The organism is Pseudocitrobacter corydidari (genome assembly GCF_021172065.1).
GTDB lineage: Bacteria > Pseudomonadota > Gammaproteobacteria > Enterobacterales > Enterobacteriaceae > Pseudocitrobacter > Pseudocitrobacter corydidari.
On sequence record NZ_CP087880.1, the window covers coordinates 825,659 to 846,684 of the forward strand.

Annotated in this window: 20 protein-coding genes; 16 read left to right on the forward strand and 4 right to left on the reverse strand. The window is 53.3% G+C overall.

From position 1 onward, the window contains the following. Positions 1–99 precede the first annotated feature (99 nt). Positions 100–738, forward strand: coding sequence for an RpiB/LacA/LacB family sugar-phosphate isomerase (locus tag G163CM_RS03815; protein ID WP_149462858.1), 639 nt, complete (start codon positions 100–102; stop codon positions 736–738). Between the two features lie 45 nt (positions 739–783). On the opposite strand, the gene G163CM_RS03820 is transcribed toward G163CM_RS03815, so the two are convergent. Beyond that, positions 784–2,208 carry an MFS transporter gene (locus tag G163CM_RS03820; protein WP_231826972.1) on the reverse strand — a complete coding sequence of 475 codons (1,425 nt, stop codon included), beginning with the start codon at positions 2,206–2,208 and terminating at the stop codon, positions 784–786. Between the two features lie 208 nt (positions 2,209–2,416). Between G163CM_RS03820 and azuC the strand changes: the two genes are divergently transcribed. Beyond that, positions 2,417–2,506 (forward strand): stress response protein AzuC, encoded by a 90-nt coding sequence (azuC, locus tag G163CM_RS03825; protein ID WP_015963980.1) that lies wholly within the window; start codon positions 2,417–2,419, stop codon positions 2,504–2,506. Between the two features lie 95 nt (positions 2,507–2,601). Further along, on the forward strand, positions 2,602–2,850 hold the full coding sequence (locus G163CM_RS03830; RefSeq protein ID WP_015963981.1) for a DUF2766 family protein: 249 nt from the start codon (positions 2,602–2,604) through the stop codon (positions 2,848–2,850). 66 nt (positions 2,851–2,916) lie between these two features. Here the strand turns inward: G163CM_RS03830 and G163CM_RS03835 are convergent, their stop codons facing one another. Next, entirely contained in the window at positions 2,917–3,420 is a 504-nt protein-coding gene (locus tag G163CM_RS03835; protein WP_231826973.1) for a non-heme ferritin-like protein, read from the reverse strand. A gap of 601 nt (positions 3,421–4,021) precedes the next feature. Between G163CM_RS03835 and G163CM_RS03840 the strand changes: the two genes are divergently transcribed. The 6 genes from G163CM_RS03840 (at position 4,022) to otsA (ending at position 10,787) form a co-directional block, all read left to right on the forward strand. Further along, complete coding sequence (locus tag G163CM_RS03840) at positions 4,022–4,579, forward strand: DJ-1/PfpI family protein (RefSeq protein ID WP_231826974.1); 558 nt, start codon at positions 4,022–4,024, stop codon at positions 4,577–4,579. 292 nt (positions 4,580–4,871) lie between these two features. After that, positions 4,872–5,852 carry an arabinose ABC transporter substrate-binding protein gene (locus tag G163CM_RS03845; RefSeq protein ID WP_015963984.1) on the forward strand — a complete coding sequence of 327 codons (981 nt, stop codon included), beginning with the start codon at positions 4,872–4,874 and terminating at the stop codon, positions 5,850–5,852. A gap of 65 nt (positions 5,853–5,917) precedes the next feature. Continuing rightward, on the forward strand, positions 5,918–7,432 hold the full coding sequence (gene araG / locus G163CM_RS03850) for an L-arabinose ABC transporter ATP-binding protein AraG (protein WP_015963985.1): 1,515 nt from the start codon (positions 5,918–5,920) through the stop codon (positions 7,430–7,432). Between the two features lie 14 nt (positions 7,433–7,446). Next, a complete protein-coding gene (gene araH, locus G163CM_RS03855; RefSeq protein WP_015963986.1) occupies positions 7,447–8,427 on the forward strand; it encodes an arabinose ABC transporter permease AraH in 981 nt (326 codons plus the stop codon). Positions 8,428–8,590: 163 nt separating this feature from the next. After that, positions 8,591–9,391 carry a trehalose-phosphatase gene (gene otsB, locus G163CM_RS03860; RefSeq protein ID WP_231826975.1) on the forward strand — a complete coding sequence of 267 codons (801 nt, stop codon included), beginning with the start codon at positions 8,591–8,593 and terminating at the stop codon, positions 9,389–9,391. After that, a complete protein-coding gene (gene otsA, locus G163CM_RS03865; protein WP_231826976.1) occupies positions 9,366–10,787 on the forward strand; it encodes an alpha,alpha-trehalose-phosphate synthase in 1,422 nt (473 codons plus the stop codon). The genes otsB and otsA overlap by 26 nt, the downstream gene beginning before the upstream one ends. 48 nt (positions 10,788–10,835) lie before the next feature. Here otsA and uspC read toward each other — a convergent pair whose 3' ends face one another. After that, entirely contained in the window at positions 10,836–11,255 is a 420-nt protein-coding gene (gene uspC / locus G163CM_RS03870) for a universal stress protein UspC (RefSeq protein WP_231826977.1), read from the reverse strand. A 780-nt stretch (positions 11,256–12,035) separates the two neighbouring features. Between uspC and flhD the strand changes: the two genes are divergently transcribed. From flhD to cheW, 6 genes are all read left to right on the forward strand, one after another. Then, on the forward strand, positions 12,036–12,386 hold the full coding sequence (flhD, locus tag G163CM_RS03875; protein WP_149462848.1) for a flagellar transcriptional regulator FlhD: 351 nt from the start codon (positions 12,036–12,038) through the stop codon (positions 12,384–12,386). A gap of 2 nt (positions 12,387–12,388) precedes the next feature. Continuing rightward, a complete protein-coding gene (gene flhC / locus G163CM_RS03880; RefSeq protein WP_015963991.1) occupies positions 12,389–12,967 on the forward strand; it encodes a flagellar transcriptional regulator FlhC in 579 nt (192 codons plus the stop codon). Between the two features lie 118 nt (positions 12,968–13,085). Further along, the gene (motA, locus tag G163CM_RS03885) at positions 13,086–13,976 is read left to right on the forward strand and encodes a flagellar motor stator protein MotA (protein ID WP_015963992.1); all 891 of its coding nucleotides are present in this window, start codon (positions 13,086–13,088) and stop codon (positions 13,974–13,976) included. After that, on the forward strand, positions 13,973–14,893 hold the full coding sequence (motB, locus tag G163CM_RS03890) for a flagellar motor protein MotB (RefSeq protein WP_231826978.1): 921 nt from the start codon (positions 13,973–13,975) through the stop codon (positions 14,891–14,893). The genes motA and motB overlap by 4 nt, the downstream gene beginning before the upstream one ends. A 4-nt stretch (positions 14,894–14,897) precedes the next feature. Continuing rightward, positions 14,898–16,844: a chemotaxis protein CheA gene (gene cheA, locus G163CM_RS03895; RefSeq protein WP_231826979.1), complete on the forward strand. Its 1,947-nt coding sequence runs from the start codon at positions 14,898–14,900 to the stop codon at positions 16,842–16,844. Positions 16,845–16,861: 17 nt separating this feature from the next. Beyond that, entirely contained in the window at positions 16,862–17,365 is a 504-nt protein-coding gene (gene cheW, locus G163CM_RS03900; protein ID WP_015963995.1) for a chemotaxis protein CheW, read from the forward strand. 494 nt (positions 17,366–17,859) lie between these two features. Here the strand turns inward: cheW and G163CM_RS03905 are convergent, their stop codons facing one another. Continuing rightward, entirely contained in the window at positions 17,860–19,131 is a 1,272-nt protein-coding gene (locus G163CM_RS03905) for a dicarboxylate/amino acid:cation symporter (protein ID WP_231826980.1), read from the reverse strand. Positions 19,132–19,374: 243 nt separating this feature from the next. Between G163CM_RS03905 and tar the strand changes: the two genes are divergently transcribed. Continuing rightward, complete coding sequence (gene tar / locus G163CM_RS03910; RefSeq protein WP_231826981.1) at positions 19,375–21,018, forward strand: methyl-accepting chemotaxis protein II; 1,644 nt, start codon at positions 19,375–19,377, stop codon at positions 21,016–21,018. Positions 21,019–21,026: the final 8 nt, after the last annotated feature.

Consider the following 21,026-nt stretch of genomic DNA (forward strand, 5'->3'; position numbering starts at 1 on the left):
TTCATAAAATTTGAAAGTATGTTTGCAAGGTTGTAAGGTTGATACATTGTTATCGTACCCTTGCGGGAGACGCCCGCGCTGCATTCAGGAGAGGAAAGAATGAAAATTGCACTGATGATGGAAAACAGCCAGGCCAGCAAAAACGCCATCATTCATAATGAGTTAAAAGCGGTTGCCGATGAAAAAGGCTTCCCGGTTTTCAACGTGGGTATGAGCGATGAGAACGACCATCATCTGACCTACATTCATCTGGGTATCATGGCCAGCATCCTGCTGAATTCCAAAGCGGTTGACTTCGTGGTGACTGGTTGCGGCACCGGCCAGGGCGCGCTGATGTCTCTGAACATTCATCCGGGCGTGGTGTGCGGTTACTGCATCGACCCGGCTGATGCCTTCCTGTTCGCGCAGATCAACAACGGTAACGCACTTTCTCTGCCATTCGCCAAAGGCTTCGGTTGGGGCGCGGAACTGAACGTGCGCTTTATCTTTGAAAAAGCGTTCACCGGTCGTAACGGTGAAGGCTATCCGCCAGAGCGTAAAGAACCGCAGGTGCGTAACGCGGGTATTCTGAACCAGGTGAAAGCAGCGGTAGTGAAAGAAAACTATCTGGATACGCTGCGCGCCATTGATCCGGAACTGGTGAAAACCGCCGTTTCTGGCCAACGTTTCCAGCAGTGCTTCTTCGAAAATTGCCAGAATAAAGAGATCGAAGCGTTCGTGCGCCAGATCCTCGGCTAATTTTGCATGATATAAAAATCCCCACCTGCGTGGGGATTTTTGTTTCTACGCCTTCACTTTTTTGGATACCGACACACCGGCATCTTTAGTCAGCCGCAGGGTATCTATCATCCCAATCAGGCAGATAATGGCGATAAACACAAACGCCAGCCTGAAGCTGATTCCCGGCATTGTGCCGAGCGCCAGCACCTCGCTGACTTTCTCCCCCAGACGTATACCGATTGCCCCGAGGGTGATGCCAAGCCCAATGGCTAACTGGCTGGCGGTGCTGAACAACGTATTGGCATAGCTCATCTGCGGACCGGGCACGTCGGCAAAAGCCAGGGTGCTCACACCGGTGAACTGGATGGAGCGGAATACGCCGCCTAAATAAAGCACCAGCAATATGGCCCATATGGGCGTTTGTGGTGTTAAAAATGCGCAGGCGGTCAGGGCCAGCACGTTCAATGCGCCATTGATCAGTAACAGGCGGCGGAAACCGAGCCAGCGAATCAACGGCGTGGTAGCGGGTTTGATGGTCAGATTGCCGACGAATACCGCCAGCACCAGCAGCCCGGAATGGAATGGATCCATCCCAAAACCGACCTGAAAAAGCAGCGGCAGCAGGAACGGTACCGCACTGATTGAGGCGCGGAACAGCGAACCGCCGTACATCGTCACACGGAAGGTGGGAACCTTCAGCGCGTCCAGGCGGATCATCGGCCATTTTGCCCGCCGGAAATGGTACAGCGAGTAATAAAACGCCAGCCCGCCAAGAATAAACAGTGTCAGCACCAGCCCGTTTTGCTGGGTTTGCCCGCCCAGCGCCTCCATGGCGCACACCAGGCTCACCATCGCCACCGACGTGGCGAGAAAACCGGGCAGGTCAAAGGGGCGGCGTTCGTCATCGCGTATATCCGGAATGATACGTAGCGACAGCAAAATGGCGATAATACCCAGTGGAACGTTAATAAAGAAGATCCACCGCCAGTCGGCGACGCTGGTGATAAACCCGCCGAGCGGCGGCCCGATAATGGGCGCGATGAGCGCGGGCCAGGTTAGCGTGGCGATGGCCGTAATAAGCAGATGTTTTGGCGTGGTACGCAGAACCGCCAGACGCCCGACGGGCACCATGAGCGCGCCGCCCATCCCCTGAAGAATGCGCATTGCAACGAAACTGTCGACGGTGGTCGCCAGGCCGCAAAATACCGACGCCAGAGTAAAAATCGCCAGCGCCAGGGTGAATATTTTACGCGCGCCGAATCGGTCGGCTATCCAGCCGCTGGCGGGAATGAGTACAGCCAGCGTAATCAGATAGGCGCTGATACCAATGTTAAGATCGACGGCGTCAACGCCGAAACTTTTAGCCATGTCGGGCAGGGCGGTGGCGATCACGGTGCCATCAAGAAACTCCATAAAAAACGCGCCAGCAACCAACAGAGCCGCGGGCGATAGGCCGCGCCCGTTTTGTGCCTGGAGAGGCTCACTCATTTCTGTTTTACCCTATCAAAATAATCTGCAAATTTTATAATTTAAGTTTTAAGCTAAGTAACGGATTTGTTTCAGATAATAGGTCTTTATCGCCATTTGCTGAAAAAATAAACGTGATGCATGTCTCATTTTGGTTGATTTTTGTGATGAATGTCATACTATGTGGCAAAAGACAATAACACCTGCGTAACAAAATAGGAGCATCACAATGAAACAACGCATGCGCAAAATCCTCAAAAGCATGTTCGAGAACTATTGCAAAACTTTCAAAGACGTACCGCCAGGCGCTATGTTCTGATAAAAAACCTGCCACGGCAGGTTTTTTTATGTCTGTAAGGGGCGCGCTTCGGTCCTTTCGGGTACCATAGTACCCCTAAATGTTAAGGAGCGTATATGTCCCAGAACCTGACTGCTGATGAAGAACTGGTATCCGACGTGGTAGCCTGCCAGTTGGTCATTAAGCAAATTCTTGATGTCATCGATGTCATCGCCCCCGTCGAAGTGCGTGAGAAGATGTCCACTCAGCTGAAATCTATCGATTTCGCCGGGCATCCGTCAGCTGACCCGGTCACGCTGCGCGCCATCCAGAAAGCGATTGCCCTGATTGAGCTGAAGTTTACACCGCAGGGTGAAGCACACTGATTGGGTAATTGAGAGGTGATTTGCAACCGGCAGATTTATGCTGCCGGTTGTAGAGCGGGGAAGGGATTAGTGCACCTGGTGGTTCACTACGTTCAGCAAGTGCTGATCGGTTTGTTGCATACACAGGCCCGCTTTGTTCGCACTGCGTACTTCTTCAAGAATCGCCTGAAGTAAAACCCCATCCTGCTGCTGCTCTTCTTCAAGATTGGTTAAGAAGCTCAGCGTGCTGTCGTCGCGCAGAACCTTCGCTTGTTCAGCCAGCTCAGAAAGCGTATTGCTGCGCTGATTATACTCTTCAATGGTTTTCAGGAAGAGTTCTTCGAGTGAGGCACACTTCTCTTCGTGCGGTTCGATAGCTTTTACTACCGGGTACCCGCCGGATTTCTTCATATAATCAAACACCCGCATCATTTGCGTGACGCTGGTTTGTGCCTGTGCGCGAAGAAATGTTGCGGTGCCGTTGAGACGTTGTTCGGAACACCACTCGCTCAGACGGAGATAGAGATTAGATGCGTAAAACTCAAGGTTCATTTGAGTATTCAGTTTTTGAACCATTCCTGGGACTGCCATACCAATATCCTTATTTCCTGGAAGGGACAATTCGCGTTAACAATCAGGATTCTTACTTCTCATCATTACGCACGATTACGTGGCGCAAAGTAATCAGGTTTAAATCACGTTATTTACGCGTCAGAGAACAATGACAGAATGTAATATTCGACGCCCTCTGAATGTGACCGATGTACGATTCCTGACTCGGCTAGAAAAATAATACCGCGCGTCATCATCTAAGAAAACTCTTAAGTTTGTTAATTTACGTTTTGTTACAACTATATTCCAGAAAAGGATTAAGCCTGCGCGTGTTACCGTAATGAATTATTACAGCTATCTGATTTGTATAGTGAATATATTAATATTCATCTTTATTTGTGATCGCGTTAGCATTTTTTATGGACGATCACAAAAACCCGCTTCACTCCTTGCCAGGCATTACGTACTATTTGTGTGATAAAATGAAACAGCGGTTTATTTTTGTTTGTTTATTATGTGAATCAGACAAACAGTTCAATAGCCAGGAAATTGTTTTAGATCATTTTAGCCAGTTGTGAGGCAGATTGGTTCGCGCGCAATTATTCGGCCAATCCCCGATTACGATAAAACAGGAGTTACAATGAAACAGGTTGCCGTGCTGTTAGCACCCGGGTTTGAAGAAGGCGAAGCGATTGTCACTATTGATATTCTGCGTCGTTTGCATCTTGAGGTTGAACTGGTGTCCTGCGCCGAATCGCGCGCGGTGGTGAGCTATCACGATATCCCGATGGTGGCGGATGCCACGCTTGCGGAATGTATGGATAAAATCTATGACGCTGTAGTACTGCCTGGCGGGCCGCAGGGTAGTGTGAATCTCGCGGCAAATAAAGACGTGGTGAAGTTTGTCGCCGCACATGATGAAGCCGGAAAATATATTTGCCCCATTTGCTCTGCCGCCGCCCGCGTGCTGGCAGGTAACGGCCTGCTTAAAGGCCGTCGCTATGTCTGTTCTGGCGACTTATGGCAGGATATTAAAGACGGTGAGTATATTGATGCCCCGGTAGTGGAAGATGGCAACCTCATCAGCGGGAAAGGATTTGGTCATGTCTTCGATTTCGCCTTTACCGTAGCGGCGCGCTTATTAGGGGATGAGGCGCCAGTCCGCGATCACGCGGACCACATCTACTATCCGTGGTAATCCGTTATACAAGGATTAGTTAGCTAACAATATAGATTATAATGCTATTGCCAGGGCGAATTGTCGGACAATTCGCCCTTTCTGTATGTCATTTTCTGCTAAATCCATGTATGCAACTACTGTAATTCTGCGGTGTGATGCGGCTCTCTTATGGATAAATATTTTCCCGCTATTAATGTGCTAACAACCGTATAGCAATTAACGAAACGGCTAATACGTTGTTTTACGTCCTAATTAAATTTTATAACCGATTATTTCCCTACAAATAAAAGCACAAAGGCTGGAGTATACCATGCACAAATTCACTAAAGCGCTGGCCGCCATCGGCCTGGCAGCGGTTATGTCACAATCAGCTATGGCAGAAAATTTGAAGCTCGGTTTTCTGGTGAAGCAGCCGGAAGAGCCGTGGTTCCAGACCGAATGGAAGTTTGCTGATAAAGCCGGCAAAGATTTAGGCTTTGACGTCATTAAAATTGCCGTGCCCGACGGCGAGAAAACCCTGAACGCCATCGATAGCCTGGCGGCTAACGGTGCGAAAGGGTTCGTTATCTGTACGCCGGATCCGAAACTGGGCTCGGCGATTATGGCGAAAGCGCGCGGCTATGACATGAAAGTCATCACCGTCGATGACCAGTTCGTTAACGCTAAAGGCAAGCCGATGGACACCGTTCCGCTGGTGATGATGGCGGCCAGTGAAATCGGCGCACGTCAGGGGCAGGAACTCTATAAAGAGATGCAAAAACGCGGCTGGGACGTGAAAGATACCGCCGTGATGGCGATCACCGCCAATGAACTGGATACCGCGCGTCGTCGTACTACCGGTTCGCTGGATGCGCTGAAAGCCGCAGGCTTCCCGGAAAAACAGATTTATCAGGTCCCGACCAAATCCAACGATATCCCCGGTGCGTTTGATGCCGGTAACTCCATGTTGGTGCAACATCCCGGCGTGAAGCACTGGCTGATCGTCGGCATGAACGATAACACCGTTCTGGGCGGCGTGCGCGCGACGGAAGGTCAGGGCTTTAAAGCGGCTGATGTCATCGGCATCGGTATCAACGGTGTGGATGCGGTGAACGAACTGTCGAAAGCCCAGGCCACTGGCTTCTATGGTTCCCTGCTGCCAAGCCCGGATATTCACGGCTACAAAACCAGTGAAATGCTCTACAACTGGGTAGAGAAGGGCGTAGAGCCGCCGAAATTTACTGCGGTTACCGACGTGGTGCTGATTACCCGTGAAAACTTCAAAGAAGAACTGGCGAAAAAAGGTCTGTAAGTCGTGATGCCTCTCCCCCGGCCAGGTTGCCGGGGGAGAGGTGACCCTGTCATTCAGGAGTGGTTATGCAACAGTCAACCCCTTATCTCTCGTTTCGCGGCATTTCTAAAACCTTCCCGGGCGTGAAAGCGTTATCCGATATCAGCTTCGACTGCTATGCCGGGCAGGTGCATGCGCTGATGGGCGAGAACGGCGCAGGGAAATCTACGCTGCTCAAGATTCTTAGCGGCAACTATGCCCCGACGGCGGGCACGCTAACGCTGCGCGGGCAGGATGTCGCCTTTACGGATACGACCGCCGCGCTGAACGCTGGCGTCGCGATTATCTATCAGGAACTGCACCTGGTGCCGGAGATGACCGTCGCGGAAAATATCTATCTCGGGCAGTTGCCCAGCAAAGGCGGCATTGTTAATCGTTCGCTGCTGAACTACGAAGCCGGGCTACAGTTACAGCATCTTGGGCTCGATATCGACCCGGACACACCGCTGAAGTATCTCTCCATCGGCCAGTGGCAAATGGTGGAAATTGCCAAAGCGCTAGCGCGCAACGCTAAAGTCATCGCCTTCGATGAACCGACCAGCTCGCTTTCAGCGCGCGAAATTGAAAATCTGTTCCGCGTGATCCGCGAACTGCGCAAAGAAGGCCGCGTGATCATCTATGTGTCTCATCGTATGGAAGAGATTTTTGCCCTGAGCGATGCCATCACCGTCTTTAAAGACGGACGTTATGTCTGCACCTTCAGCGATATGGAAAGAGTGAACCACGACAGCCTGGTGCAGGCGATGGTCGGGCGTGACATTGGTGATATCTATGGCTGGCAGCCACGCGAGCACGGTGCGGAACGCCTGCGGCTGGACCAGGTCAAGGCGCCAGGCGTGCGGACACCCATTTCTCTGACGGTGCGCAGCGGTGAAATCGTCGGCCTGTTCGGGCTGGTTGGGGCCGGGCGTAGCGAACTGATGAAAGGGCTGTTTGGCGGCAACAAAATATCCAGCGGCCAGGTTTATATTGATGGTGCGGCCGTCACCATCGACAAGCCCGCGCATGCGATTCGCGCCGGCATGATGCTGTGCCCGGAAGATCGCAAAGCCGAAGGGATTATTCCCGTTCACTCCGTACGCGACAACATCAACATCAGCGCACGGCGTAACAATATTCACGCCGGATGCCTGATCAACAACGGCTGGGAGGCGCGCAACGCGGATCATCATATTCAATCACTGAATATTAAAACGCCGGGTGCCGAGCAGCTGATTATGAATCTTTCCGGCGGTAACCAGCAGAAGGCGATTCTGGGGCGCTGGCTGTCGGAAGAGATGAAGGTCATTTTGCTTGATGAACCCACGCGCGGCATTGACGTGGGCGCGAAGCATGAAATTTATAACGTCATTTACGCCCTGGCGGCATCCGGCGTAGCGGTACTGTTTGCCTCGAGCGACCTGCCAGAAGTGCTGGGCGTGGCGGACCGCATCGTGGTGATGCGCGAAGGCGAAATTGCCGGTGAACTGCTGCATGGCAGCGCGAATGAACAGCAGGCGTTAAGCCTCGCTATGCCTAAAGTGAGTCAGGCCGTCGCCTGAGAAAGGAGTTTATGATGTCATCTGTAACGACTTCCGGCGCACGCCGACCATCACTCAGCTTTGGCCGTATCTGGGATCAGTACGGCATGCTGGTTGTCTTCGCGGTACTGTTTATCGGCTGCGCGATTTTTGTGCCCAATTTTGCTTCCTTCGTCAACATGAAGGGGCTGGGGCTGGCGATATCGATGTCCGGCATGGTCGCCTGCGGAATGCTGTTCTGCCTGGCTTCTGGCGACTTTGACCTCTCCGTTGCCTCGGTGATTGCCTGCGCAGGCGTCACCACGGCGGTGGTGATTAACCTGACAGAAAGCCTGTGGATAGGCGTCTTCGCCGGGCTGATGCTGGGCGTGCTGAGCGGTCTGGTCAACGGCTTCGTCATTGCTAAACTGAAGATCAACGCCCTGATCACCACACTTGCCACCATGCAAATTGTGCGCGGCCTTGCATACATCATCTCTGACGGTAAAGCCGTCGGCATTGAAGATGAGCGTTTCTTTGAACTGGGATACGCTAACTGGCTCGGTTTACCCGCGCCAATCTGGCTGACCGTGGCCTGTTTGATCATTTTCGGATTATTACTGAATAAGACCACTTTTGGGCGCAATACCCTGGCGATTGGCGGTAACGAAGAGGCTGCGCGTCTGGCGGGTGTTCCGGTGGTTCGCACCAAAATTATCATCTTTATTTTGTCAGGCCTGGTGTCGGCGGCGGCGGGAATTATTTTGGCTTCGCGTATGACCAGCGGGCAGCCGATGACCTCTATCGGTTATGAGCTGATTGTTATCTCAGCCTGCGTGCTGGGCGGCGTGTCGCTCAAAGGCGGTATCGGGAAAATCTCCTACGTGGTGGCCGGGATCCTGATTCTGGGCACGGTGGAAAACGCCATGAACCTGCTGAATATTTCGCCGTTTTCGCAATATGTGGTGCGCGGTTTGATTCTGCTGGCGGCGGTTATCTTTGACCGTTACAAACAAAAAGCGAAACGGACCGTCTAAAAAACGGACTCAATTTTTAAGTGTATGTACTGGCAGCGCCGGTGGCTAATCCCACCGGCGTTTTCATTTGAAAATGGCGAGCCGCGTCACACTGTCTATACTTTAACTGCTAACTTTTTGTTAACACATAGCTGAGTCATTTACTGATAAGGAGGAACCCAGGGTGGCTGACCTGTTATCTGTACCCCCTGCACCAACTGAAAACGTCGCTTTTTTCTTTGACCTTGATGGCACTCTCGCTGGGATCAAAATGCATCCCGATCATGTTGCTATACCTGAGCCCGTTCGTGATGCGTTGTCGCGACTGTCGCAGGCGCATGATGGCGCAGTAGCGTTGATTTCAGGGCGCTCAATGGCAGAGCTGGACCGGCTCGCCAGTCCGTATCGCTTTCCTCTGGCGGGCGTACACGGAGCGGAACGCCGCGATATCAACGGGAAAACGCATATCGTTGCGCTGGATGAGAAGACGGTTCAACGCGTGGAACGGCAATTGAATGAGGCGCTGGCGTTATTACCGGGGGCGGAGCTCGAAGCCAAAGGGATGGCATTTGCGCTGCATTATCGTCAGGCACCGCAGCATCAAGCGGCGATCGTGGCGCTGGCGCAGGAGATAGTCACGCAGTTTCCCGAACTGGCGCTGCAGCCGGGCAAGTGCGTGGTGGAAATTAAACCCAGGGGCATCAATAAAGGCGCGGCAATTGACGCCTTCATGCAGGAAGCCCCGTTTCGCGGCAAGCTGCCCGTGTTTATCGGCGATGATTTAACGGATGAGGCGGGTTTTGCCGCCGTAAACAGGCTGGGTGGACTATCGATTAAAGTGGGAGTGGGCGACACGCAGGCGATGGCTCGTTTGCCTGATGTGGCGGCCGTTCACCAGTGGTTGCAAAACGCGGCTGAAAATCAAAAACAAAACGCGCTTACTAACAGGAGAGATGGCTATGAGTCGCTTAGTCGTAGTATCTAACCGTATTTCCGTTCCTGATGATAAAAAGGCCAGCGCCGGTGGGCTGGCCGTGGGGATCATGGGAGCGTTGAAGAGTAAAGGAGGCCTGTGGTTTGGCTGGAATGGCAAAATTGGTGATGAGAATGCGCCGCTGGAAAAGGTGACCCAGGGCAACATAAGTTGGGCTTCTTTTACGCTGAACGAGCAGGATCACGAACACTACTACAATCAGTTTTCCAATGCGGTGCTCTGGCCCGCGTTTCACTATCGACTGGATTTGGTCACTTTCCAGCGTGAATGCTGGGAAGGTTACCTGCGTGTGAACAGCAAGCTGGCGGATAAACTGCTGCCGCTGGTTAAAGAAGATGATGATATTTGGGTTCACGATTACCATCTGCTGCCTTTCGCCAGCGAACTGCGCAAACGCAATGTGAATAATCGTATTGGATTCTTCCTGCACATTCCTTTCCCGACGCCGGAAATTTTTAACGCGCTGCCGCCGCACGCCGAACTGCTGGAGCAGCTCTGCGATTACGACCTGCTGGGTTTTCAGACGGAAAACGACAGGCTGGCGTTCCTCGACTGCGTCAGCGCGCAAACGCGGCTTACCACGCGCAGCAAAACGCATACCGCCTGGGGAAAAACCTTCCGCACGGAAGTCTACCCGATTGGTATCGAACCGGAAGAGATAGCCAAACAGGCGCAGGGGCCATTGCCGCCGAAGCTGGCGCAACTGAAAGCCGAGCTTAAAAACCTCAAAAATATCTTCTCCGTTGAGCGACTGGACTACTCCAAAGGCCTGCCGGAGCGTTTTCAGGCCTATGAAGCGTTGCTGGAGAAATTCCCGCATCATCATGGCAAAATTCGTTATACCCAGATTGCACCAACCTCGCGTGGCGATGTACAGGCTTATCAGGATATCCGTCATCAACTGGAGACGGCGGCAGGGCGGATTAACGGGCAGTACGGCCAACTGGGCTGGACGCCGCTCTACTACCTGAATCAGCATTTTGACCGTAAATTATTGATGAAGGTTTTCCGTTATTCCGATGTCGGGCTGGTCACGCCGCTACGTGACGGGATGAATCTGGTGGCAAAAGAGTTTGTGGCCGCGCAGGATCCGGAGAACCCCGGCGTGCTGGTGCTCTCGCAGTTTGCCGGGGCCGCCAATGAGCTGACCTCAGCGCTGATTGTGAATCCGTACGATCGTGATGAAGTGGCGGCAGCGCTGGACAGAGCGTTGAAGATGCCGCTTGCCGAGCGTATCTCGCGCCATGCGGAAATGCTGGAGATCATCACGCGTAACGATATTCACCACTGGCAGGCGCAGTTTATGAGCGATCTGAAACGCATCACGCCGAGAAGTGAAGAGAGTCAGATGGAGAGTAAAGTAGCGGCATTCCCAAAGCTGGCATAAGGAAAGAGTGACGCCGGAGCAGACAAAACCGGCGTCACACAGGGAATGTTACAACGTCACAAGTAAAACGTCGGCGCAGCTGCTGCCGACGATATTCTTCGCTGAGCAGGTGGCACGCGAGAAAAAGCTTTGATTGTGGTTCCCGCAGATGACTAAATCGACCTGGTAGTGCTGACACCAGGATTTAATACTTTCACACAATTCGCCGCTGGCAATTTGGGTTTTCCAGATGGGGTATTCGGCTTGTTCTACCAGCGTATCAAGAAACTGCTGTGTCTCCTCCTGCATTAATTCACGCAGATTCTCCATCATTGGCGCGGCCAGCTGGTTATACATTTCCGGATCGGTTGAGAACGTGATCAGGCTGACGCGGGCATTAACCGGGCGGGCAATCGAAACTGCCTTGCGTAACAGCGCGTGGCTTTCAGGCGTTGGCGCTACCGCCACTAACAGGTGAGAGTAAGGCATCAGACCTCCTTGCAGGACACTTCACTAACCTTATTTAAGCTCATACTCTTTTTGCCGCCTGACTGCAAGGATGGCTTCAAACGTAACTGTGAGCTGCTTCAACATATGCATTAATTATTCTTATGTTCGGAATAGTGTAAAAAGTGGGCGTGTTGCAAATTATGCTGAGAATGTAACTACTTTCCTTAAGTTATAGTAATCACTTAACCCATAGTTGAAAGTGATTAACAAAAGGAAAATGATTTAATTAGGTGATTATGCAAATGCTAATTTTATTTAATTGTATGAATTTAAGATATAAATTTATAATCTCCGGTGCTAAGCGATTCATCGTGCCCGTTGTCAATCCTCTCTCATCTATGGTTCCTCGAGGCATGACTTACTCTTTTCACTTTTGAATGAATATTCGTCCCTGAAGAATAGAAAAATGGCTCATTTGATTAATAACTATTCAAATGGCAATGTAATCTGATGGATTGACGATTAACATTCAGGTAGATTATGTGACATAAATCACATAATTCCTAAATTTACCCTAAGGCCAGATTGTATGTGTCATAGCTGGCGGGTAAAGTTGCGTGGATTTAGGAAAATTCTTAGTCATTTGTAAGAAATGTTTAAATTTGTTGCTTCATAACGTGAAGCGCACTCGCCGATATTTCAATCAGCATCGGCTATGCATTTCAGCCATTTCTTTTTTTATCGGGATTTCCCGACGACATCACGGGGTGTGCGGTTTAACCGCATTAAAACAATAGTTGGTTATTCGGGATGGGGAAAATGCATACATCCGAGTTGCTAAAACATATCTATGACATCAATTTGTCCTATCTACTTCTTGCGCAACGGCTGATCGGTCAGGATAAAGCTTCAGCCATGTTTCGCCTGGGTATTAATGAAGAGATGGCCACCACGCTGGGTGAACTGACGCTTCCGCAGATGGTAAAACTGGCGGAAACCAATCAACTGGTTTGCCAGTTCCGTTTTGACAGTCATCAAACCATCACTCAACTCACACAGGATTCTCGGGTCGACGACCTGCAACAGATCCACACCGGTATTCTTCTTTCTACGCGTTTACTGAACGACGCCAGCCAGACCGCTGATTCCGGCCGTAAGAAAAGGGCCTGAGCATGAGCGAAAAAAGTATTGTCCAGGAAGCCCGGGACATTCAGCTTGCGATGGAGCTGATTACCCTGGGCGCGCGTTTGCAGATGCTGGAAAGTGAAACGCAGCTGAGCCGTGGTCGCCTGATTAAGCTCTATAAAGAGCTGCGCGGCAGTCCGCCACCGAAAGGGATGCTGCCATTTTCCACTGACTGGTTTATGACGTGGGAGCAGAATATCCACTCTTCCATGTTCTGCAATGCCTGGCAATTTCTTCTCAGCACCGGCCTGTGTTCAGGCGTCGACGCCGTCATTAAGGCTTATCGGCTCTATCTTGAACAGTGCCCGGCCCAGGATGAAGCCCCGCTACTGGCGCTGACCCGCGCCTGGACGCTGGTGCGCTTCGTTGAAAGCGGCCTGCTGGAACTGTCGCACTGCAACAGCTGCGGCGGTAATTTTATCACTCACGCACATCAACCGGTGGGCAGCTTCGTTTGCAGTCTGTGCCAGCCGCCATCACGCGCCGTAAAAAGACGTAAACTTTCCGACAACGCTGCCGATAGTAATCCACAACTGCTGGATGAACAGATAGAGCAAGCTGTTTAGCCGGAACGGTGTGGCAAACACTCCAGCAGCGGGGCCCGTGACCGCTGCTTTTTTTTGCCTGTCGTTCGGCGACGCTTTTATCTGTCCTTCAGCCTGGTCAACAGTGGAAGGATGAAACGTGCTTATCTTAATCGGTTACCTGGTCGTCATCGGGACAGTATTCGGCGGTTATGCCATGACCGGCGGGCACCTTGGGGCACTGTATCAACCCGCTGAACTGATTATTATCGGGGGAGCTGGCGTCGGCGCGTTTATCGTCGGTAACAACGGGAAAGCGATTAAGGGCACACTTAAAGCGCTGCCGCTGCTTTTTCGCCGCTCAAAATACACCAAAACCATGTATATGGATCTGCTGGCGCTGCTCTATCGCCTGATGGCCAAGTCGCGCCAGCAGGGGATGTTCTCGCTCGAACGCGATATAGAAAACCCGCGCGAAAGTGAAATCTTCGCCAGCTATCCGCGCATTCTTGCCGACAGCGTCATGCTGGATTTCATCGTCGATTATCTGCGACTTATCATCAGCGGCAATATGAATACCTTCGAAATTGAAGCGCTGATGGACGAGGAAATTGAAACCTTCGAGAGCGAAAGCGAAGTTCCCGCCAACAGCCTGGCGCTGGTAGGCGACTCATTACCGGCCTTTGGCATCGTGGCGGCGGTGATGGGCGTGGTACACGCACTCGGTTCGGCGGATCGCCCGGCGGCAGAACTGGGTGCATTAATCGCCCACGCCATGGTGGGGACGTTCCTCGGTATTCTTTTGGCTTATGGGTTTGTCTCGCCGTTAGCCAGCGTGCTCAGACAAAAAAGCGCAGAAACCACCAAAATGATGCAGTGCGTCAAAATTACGCTGCTCTCGAATCTCAACGGGTACGCGCCGCCGATCGCGGTCGAATTTGGCCGTAAAACACTCTACACCAGCGAGCGTCCGTCGTTTGTTGAACTGGAAGAGCATGTGCGCGCGGTGCGTAACCCGACGGCGCAGCAAGCCACAACCGAGGACGCATGAAAAATCAGTCGCACCCGATCGTCGTCGTCAAAAGACGCAAAGCCAAATCGCATGGCGGAGGCGGTCACGGATCGTGGAAGATTGCCTACGCCGATTTTATGACCGCCATGATGGCCTTCTTTCTGGTGATGTGGCTGATTTCCATCTCCAGCCCTAAAGAGCTTATTCAAATTGCCGAGTACTTCCGTACGCCGCTGGCAACGGCTGTGGTGGGCGGCCCGCGGATTTCCAACAGCGACAGCCCGATCCCCGGCGGTGGGGATGACGTCACCCAGCAGCAGGGCGAGGTGAATAAACAGCCCAACATGGATGAACTGAAAAAACGGATGGAAACCAACCGCCTGAAGCGCATTCGCGGCGAACTGGACCAGCTAATTGAGGCCGATCCCAAACTGAGGGCCCTGCGTCCGCACCTGAAGATTGACCTCGTTCAGGAAGGCTTACGCATTCAAATTATCGACAGCCAGAACAGGCCAATGTTTAAAACCGGCAGTGCCGAGGTGGAGCCGTATATGCGCGATATCCTGCGCGGTATCGCCCCGGTGCTGAATGAAATTCCTAATAAAATCAGCCTATCCGGACATACGGACGATTATCCCTATGCGGGCGGCGAGCGCGGATACAGCAACTGGGAACTCTCGGCGGATCGCGCGAACGCTTCCCGGCGTGAGCTGGTGATTGGCGGGCTGAGTGAAGGCAAAGTACTGCGCGTGGTGGGTATGGCAAACACCATGCGCCTATCCAGCCATGGTGGCGATGACGCTATTAACCGCCGCATCAGTTTGCTGGTGCTCAACAACCAGGCCGAGCAGGCGATTCTGAACGAGAACGCGCAGAGCCAGAACGAACCGTTAAGTGCATTACCGTCGCCGTCAGCGACACAAAGCCCAACACCGCCACAATCCGATCAGAGGTGATTGCGTGAGCATGGATATCAGCGATTTTTATCAGACTTTCTTTGATGAAGCCGACGAACTGTTGGCGGACATGGAGCAGCACCTGCTGGATCTTGTCCCGTCAGATCCCGACACCGAACAGATGAACGCCATCTTTCGGGCGGCGCACTCCATCAAAGGAGGAGCGGGCACCTTCGGTTTTTCTGTGTTGCAGGAAACGACCCATTTAATGGAGAACCTGCTCGACGATGCGCGTCGAGGGGAAATGCCGCTCAATACCGACATTATCAACCTGTTTTTGGAAACCAAAGATATTATGCAGGAACAGCTCGACGCCTATAAAAGCTCGCAGGAGCCGGATGCCGCCAGTTTTGAATACATCTGCCAGGCGCTGCGTCAGCTGGCGCTGGAAGCCAAAGGCGAGAGCGTGCCGCCCGCGACCCGGTTGACCGTAGTCGAGAAAGCGGACCCACTGCCGGGAAATTCACGGATCACCCTTTCACGCCTGAAACCCGGCGAGCCGGAGATGCTCCAGGAAGAGCTCCGAAACCTTGCGACGCTTAGCGACGTCACGCTGGGCGTTGATAGCCTGAGCGCGACCCTGGAAGGGGATGTGAATCAGGACGATATCGTGGCGGTGCTCTGTTTTGTTATCGAGGCGGATCAAATTTCGTTTGATAGCGAGCTTGCTGAAGAGCCTGAAGAGAGCAAACCCGCAGTTGCACCGACTTTGGTGCCCGTCGCGCCCGCACGCGCAGAACGCGAAAAACCGGCGCGCGCCAGCGAATCGACCAGCATTCGCGTTGCCGTTGAGAAGGTTGATCAACTTATCAACCTGGTGGGGGAACTGGTGATCACCCAGTCGATGCTGGCGCAACGCTCGACGGAACTCGACCCGGTGCAGCATGGCGACCTCATCACCAGCATGGGCCAGCTACAGCGTAACGCCCGTGACTTGCAGGAATCGGTGATGTCCATTCGTATGATGCCGATGGAGTACGTATTTAGCCGCTTCCCGCGTCTGGTGCGTGACCTGGCGAGCAAGCTCGGTAAACAGGTTGAGCTCACACTGCAGGGCAGTTCAACCGAACTCGACAAAAGCCTGATTGAGAGAATTATTGACCCGCTGACGCACCTGGTGCGCAACAGCCTGGATCACGGCATTGAACTGCCGGAAACACGTATCGCCGCAGGAAAATCAGAGGTCGGCAATCTTATTCTGTCGGCGGAGCATCAGGGCGGCAATATCTGTATCGAAGTGACCGACGATGGTGCAGGGCTGAACCGCGAGCGCATTCTGGCAAAAGCGCTCTCGCAGGGGCTGGCGGTTCACGACAACATGACCGACGACGAAGTGGGGATGCTCATCTTTGCGCCAGGATTCTCGACCGCCGAGCAGGTGACGGACGTTTCCGGGCGCGGCGTGGGCATGGATGTGGTGAAACGCAATATCCAGGAGATGGGCGGCCACGTCGAGATTCAATCGAAACAGGGCACGGGCACCACCATTCGTATTCTGCTGCCGCTGACGCTGGCAATCCTCGACGGCATGTCCGTGAAGGTATGCGACGAAGTCTTTATTCTGCCGCTGAATGCGGTGATGGAATCGCTCCAGCCGCGCGACGAAGATTTGCACCCGCTGGCGGGCGGGGAGCGCGTGCTGGAAGTGCGCGGTGAATACCTGCCGCTGGTAGAACTGTGGAAAGTGTTTGATGTGCAGGGGGCCAAAACCGAAGCGACGCAGGGCATTGTGGTCATTCTGCAAAGCGCCGGGCGACGCTATGCGCTGCTGGTCGATCAGCTCATTGGTCAGCATCAGGTGGTGGTGAAAAACCTGGAGAGTAACTATCGCAAAGTGCCGGGCATTTCCGCTGCCACCATTCTCGGTGACGGCAGCGTGGCGCTGATTGTGGATGTTGCCGCCCTGCAAAGTCTTAATCGTGAAAAACGTCTGGCGTACATCGCCGCCTGAAACAAGAAGGAAATATTATGACCGGTATGAATAGCGTAGCAAAACTGGCGGGCGAGCCATCGGGCCAGGAGTTTTTGGTTTTTACCCTTGGTGATGAAGAGTACGGTATCGATATTCTGAAAGTGCAGGAAATTCGCGGTTACGATCAGGTAACTCGCATCGCCAATACGCCTGCGTTTATTAAAGGCGTCACCAATTTACGCGGCGTGATTGTGCCGATTGTCGACCTGCGCGTAAAGTTCAGCCAGCAGGACGTGGAGTACAACGACAATACGGTAGTGATTGTGTTGAATCTCGGTCAGCGGGTGGTGGGCATTGTGGTGGACGGTGTGTCTGACGTGCTGTCCCTTGCGGCGGACCAAATTCGCCCCGCGCCGGAATTCGCCGTCACGCTGTCGACGGAGTATTTGACCGGGCTGGGCGCGCTGGGCGACCGCATGTTGATTCTGGTGAATATTGAGAAGTTGTTGAGCAGTGATGAGATGGCGCTGCTGGACAGTACGGCGACGCAAGCTGCGTGATGCCTGTCGCTACTGTGCGAATATAATGCCGGATGGCGCTGCGCTTATCCGGCCTACGGGTTGGGTGCGGTTTGTGTAATGCCGGATGGCGCTTTGCTTATCCGGCCTACGGGTTGGGTGCGGTTTGTGTAATGCCGGATGGCGCTGCGCTTATCCGGCCTACGGGTTGGGTGCGGTTTGTGTAATGCCGGATGGCGCTGCGCTTATCCGGCCTACGGGCAGGTGCGGTTTGTGTAATGCCGGATGTGCTGCGCTTATCCGGCCTACGGGTTGGTGCGGTTTGTGTAATGCCGGATGGCGCTTTGCTTATCCGGCCTACGTGGTGGGTGCGGTTTGTGCAATGCCGGATGCGCTGCGCTTATCCGGCCTACGGGTAGGTGCGGTTTGTGTAATGCCGGATGGCGCTGCGCTTATCCGGCCTACGGGGGCGGTGCGATTTGTAGGCCGGATAAGGCGTAGCCGCCATCCGGCAATCCCGCATAACGCCGCTTGCGTTATGCCTGCACTTCCTGCTGTTCCACTTCTTCCGCTTCGCCTTCGCTCAGCATCCCTTCATTCTGTGACAGCATCGCCGCCGCCACGCCGTTACCCAGCACGTTGATTGCGGAACGCCCCATATCGAGGAAGTGGTCAATCCCCATCAGCAGCAGGATCCCGGCCACAGGAATGTTAAAGCTTGGAATGGTCGCCGCCAGCACCACCAGCGCAGAGCGCGGAACCCCGGCGATACCTTTTGACGCCAGCATCAGCGTCAGCATCAATACGGTAATTTCAGAGAAGCTCAGCTGAATATTGTAGGCCTGCGCGATAAACATCGACGCAAACGAGCAGTACACCATCGACCCCACCAGGTTAAAGGAGTAACCGATCGGCAGAACGAAAGATACGATGTTAGGAGAGCAACCAAATTTCGCCAGTTGTTCCAGCGTTTTTGGATAGGCCGCTTCAGAGCTACTGGTGGTGAAAGCGACCAGCACCGGATCTTTAAGCATATTGACCAGGCGGAAAATATCTTTCTTCAGCACCATGTAACCGACGCCTATCAGCACCAGGCAGGTGAGCACAATCGCCAGATAATAACCACCAATGAAAGAGGCGTAGTTCAGCAAAATGCCGAGACCTTCTTTGGCGATAACCGACGAGATGGCGGCGAAAATCGCCAGCGGAGCCACATACATCACATAGCCCGTCACCTTCAGCATAATGTGCGAAACCACGTCCAGCGCGGCAACCAGCGGTGCGTTGAATTTCTGCCCCAACGATGCGCCGCCAATGCCGAAGAACATCGAGAAGACCACAATTTGCAGGATCTCGTTATCGGCCATTGCGCCCGCGATACTGGTGGGGATGGTATGTGCCAGAAACGCTTTCAGCGACATGCTACTGGTGGAGATGCCGGTCTCAACCGCATCAACCGGAATGGCAAGGTTCAGGCCACTACCCGGTTGCTCCAGGGTGACGATAAACAGCCCCACCAGGATGGACAGCACAGATGAGCTGATAAACCACACCATGGCTTTCCCGCCAACGCGACCAATTGTCGAGGTTTCACCCAGACGCATAATCCCCACGGTCAGCGTACTGAATACTAACGGGGCGATAACCATTTTAATGAGTCGCAGGAAGATATCGGTGAGAAGGGTGATGTTATCGGACCATGCGGTGATGGAGTCTGCTGATGCGTAGGAATGGATCATTGCGCCGGTGAGAATCCCCGCCAGCATGAAAATCACGATAAATACCGTGAGTTTATTTGCGTTTGCCACTTAATATTTCCCCGTCGTGTAACGAATAATTAACATGATGATCAATGATTTTTTATTATGTAATTCCATTAATTCATTCGTAGTATAAATTGGATTAAAGCGGACAGATTTACAACTATTTTTTAGGGTTTATCGAGAATGTTGTAATTTTGCGCATTCGTGCGGGGAAGTCCTGTTTCTCTGCTTAAAGTTTCACTTCTCCTTGCCGATAACACCGATATCACGTCATCGAGAAGGTGTTGTATGTTAAACCGTATCCGCGTTGTCACCCTGCTGATGTTGGTGCTGGTCGTCTTCGCACTTTTGCAGCTGCTCTCCGGGGGATTGCTTTTTTCGTCTCTTTCGCAAAACCAGCACAGTTTTGCGCTCTCTAACGCCCTGCGTACCCAGCAGTCCGAGCTGACAGACGCCTGGGACCTGATGCTGCAAACGCGTATCAACCTCAGCCGCTCCTCGGCGCGCATGATGATGGATACCAGCAACCTTCAAAGCAGCGCCAAAAACGATTTACTGAAGAATGCCAAATCAACGCTGGCGCAGGCTCAGGCGCATATCACACGATTTAATCAGGCGGCGGTTGAGCCGGAAATGGCGCAGGTCAGCCAGCGTGTTGCGCAACAAACTCAGGACTATTTCGCCGCCTTACAGGAGCTGATTGGTTTCCTGGAGCAGGGGAATATGGACGCCTATTTTGCCCAGCCGACCCAGGGCAAACAGAACGCCATGGGCGAGGCGATGGGTGTGTATCGTGCGCAAAGTGAATCGCTGTATCAGCAGGCCTTTACAACCAGCAGCCATGATTATCAGTTTGCCCGCTGGCAGTTAATGATTCTGGCGCTGGTGCTGGCGGCGGTGCTACTGGCGGTGTGGTTTGGTATTCGCCGTATTCTGTTGACGCCGCTTAACCATGTCATGACGCATATTCGCCACATCGCTAACGGCGACCTGACGCCCGCGCTGTCTCTGAAAGGGCGTAATGAACTCACCCAACTGGCGGATACCGTCAATCACATGCAGCACGCGTTAATTGACACGGTTACCCGCGTTCGCGAGGGCACCGATGCCATTTATAGCGGTACCAGCGAAATTGCCGCCGGAAATAACGACCTCTCTTCACGCACTGAACAACAATCCGCCTCGCTGGAAGAGACCGCCGCCAGCATGGAGCAGCTTACCGCGACGGTAAAACAGAATGCCGACAACGCGCGTCAGGCCTCACGGCTGGCGCAAAGCGCTTCGCAAACGGCGCGACGCGGCGGTGACGTAGTCGATAACGTGGTCAGCACCATGCACGACATCGCGGGAAGCTCGCAGAAAATTGCTGACATCACCAGCGTCATTGATGGCATCGCCTTCCAGACCAACATTCTGGCGCTGAACGCCGCCGTGGAGGCGGCACGCGCGGGCGAGCAAGGGCGGGGATTTGCCGTGGTGGCCGGAGAAGTGCGCAACCTGGCGAGCCGTAGCGCTCAGGCGGCAAAAGAGATTAAAGCGCTGATCGACAACTCCGTCGAGCGCGTGGATGCCGGTTCCCGGCTGGTGGAAAGTGCCGGGGAAACCATGCATGAGATTGTCAGCGCCGTTACGCGCGTCACCGACATTATGGGCGAAATCTCTTCCGCTTCTGATGAGCAGAGCCGCGGGATAGACCAGGTCGCGCTGGCGGTCACCGAAATGGACAAAGTGACGCAGCAAAACGCCGCGCTGGTTGAAGAATCGGCGGCAGCGGCGGCGGCGCTGGAAGAGCAGGCCGGGAAGCTGAGCGAAGCCGTTAGCGCGTTTCGCCTGGCGTCGTCCGCGCGCGCGGTAGCCTCGCTTAAAACAGCGTCGGCCCCAGTCGTACAACCTGCCGTCGCGCGTTCAGAAGAAAACTGGGAAACCTTTTAATTTGTGTC

Excerpts from the sequence above, each read along its gene's own strand:
- azuC (WP_015963980.1), top strand. The coding sequence starts at position 2,417 with ATGAAACAACGCATGCGCAAAATCCTCAAAAGCATGTTCGAGAACTAT.
- G163CM_RS03845 (WP_015963984.1), top strand. The coding sequence starts at position 4,872 with ATGCACAAATTCACTAAAGCGCTGGCCGCCATCGGCCTGGCAGCGGTT.
- flhC (WP_015963991.1), top strand. The coding sequence starts at position 12,389 with ATGAGCGAAAAAAGTATTGTCCAGGAAGCCCGGGACATTCAGCTTGCG.
- G163CM_RS03820 (WP_231826972.1), bottom strand. The coding sequence starts at position 2,208 with ATGAGTGAGCCTCTCCAGGCACAAAACGGGCGCGGCCTATCGCCCGCG.
- araH (WP_015963986.1), top strand. The coding sequence starts at position 7,447 with ATGTCATCTGTAACGACTTCCGGCGCACGCCGACCATCACTCAGCTTT.
- tar (WP_231826981.1), top strand. The coding sequence starts at position 19,375 with ATGTTAAACCGTATCCGCGTTGTCACCCTGCTGATGTTGGTGCTGGTC.
- araG (WP_015963985.1), top strand. The coding sequence starts at position 5,918 with ATGCAACAGTCAACCCCTTATCTCTCGTTTCGCGGCATTTCTAAAACC.
- cheW (WP_015963995.1), top strand. The coding sequence starts at position 16,862 with ATGACCGGTATGAATAGCGTAGCAAAACTGGCGGGCGAGCCATCGGGC.
- motB (WP_231826978.1), top strand. The coding sequence starts at position 13,973 with ATGAAAAATCAGTCGCACCCGATCGTCGTCGTCAAAAGACGCAAAGCC.
- G163CM_RS03815 (WP_149462858.1), top strand. The coding sequence starts at position 100 with ATGAAAATTGCACTGATGATGGAAAACAGCCAGGCCAGCAAAAACGCC.
- G163CM_RS03830 (WP_015963981.1), top strand. The coding sequence starts at position 2,602 with ATGTCCCAGAACCTGACTGCTGATGAAGAACTGGTATCCGACGTGGTA.
- G163CM_RS03840 (WP_231826974.1), top strand. The coding sequence starts at position 4,022 with ATGAAACAGGTTGCCGTGCTGTTAGCACCCGGGTTTGAAGAAGGCGAA.
- flhD (WP_149462848.1), top strand. The coding sequence starts at position 12,036 with ATGCATACATCCGAGTTGCTAAAACATATCTATGACATCAATTTGTCC.
- otsA (WP_231826976.1), top strand. The coding sequence starts at position 9,366 with ATGAGTCGCTTAGTCGTAGTATCTAACCGTATTTCCGTTCCTGATGAT.
- uspC (WP_231826977.1), bottom strand. The coding sequence starts at position 11,255 with ATGCCTTACTCTCACCTGTTAGTGGCGGTAGCGCCAACGCCTGAAAGC.
- G163CM_RS03835 (WP_231826973.1), bottom strand. The coding sequence starts at position 3,420 with ATGGCAGTCCCAGGAATGGTTCAAAAACTGAATACTCAAATGAACCTT.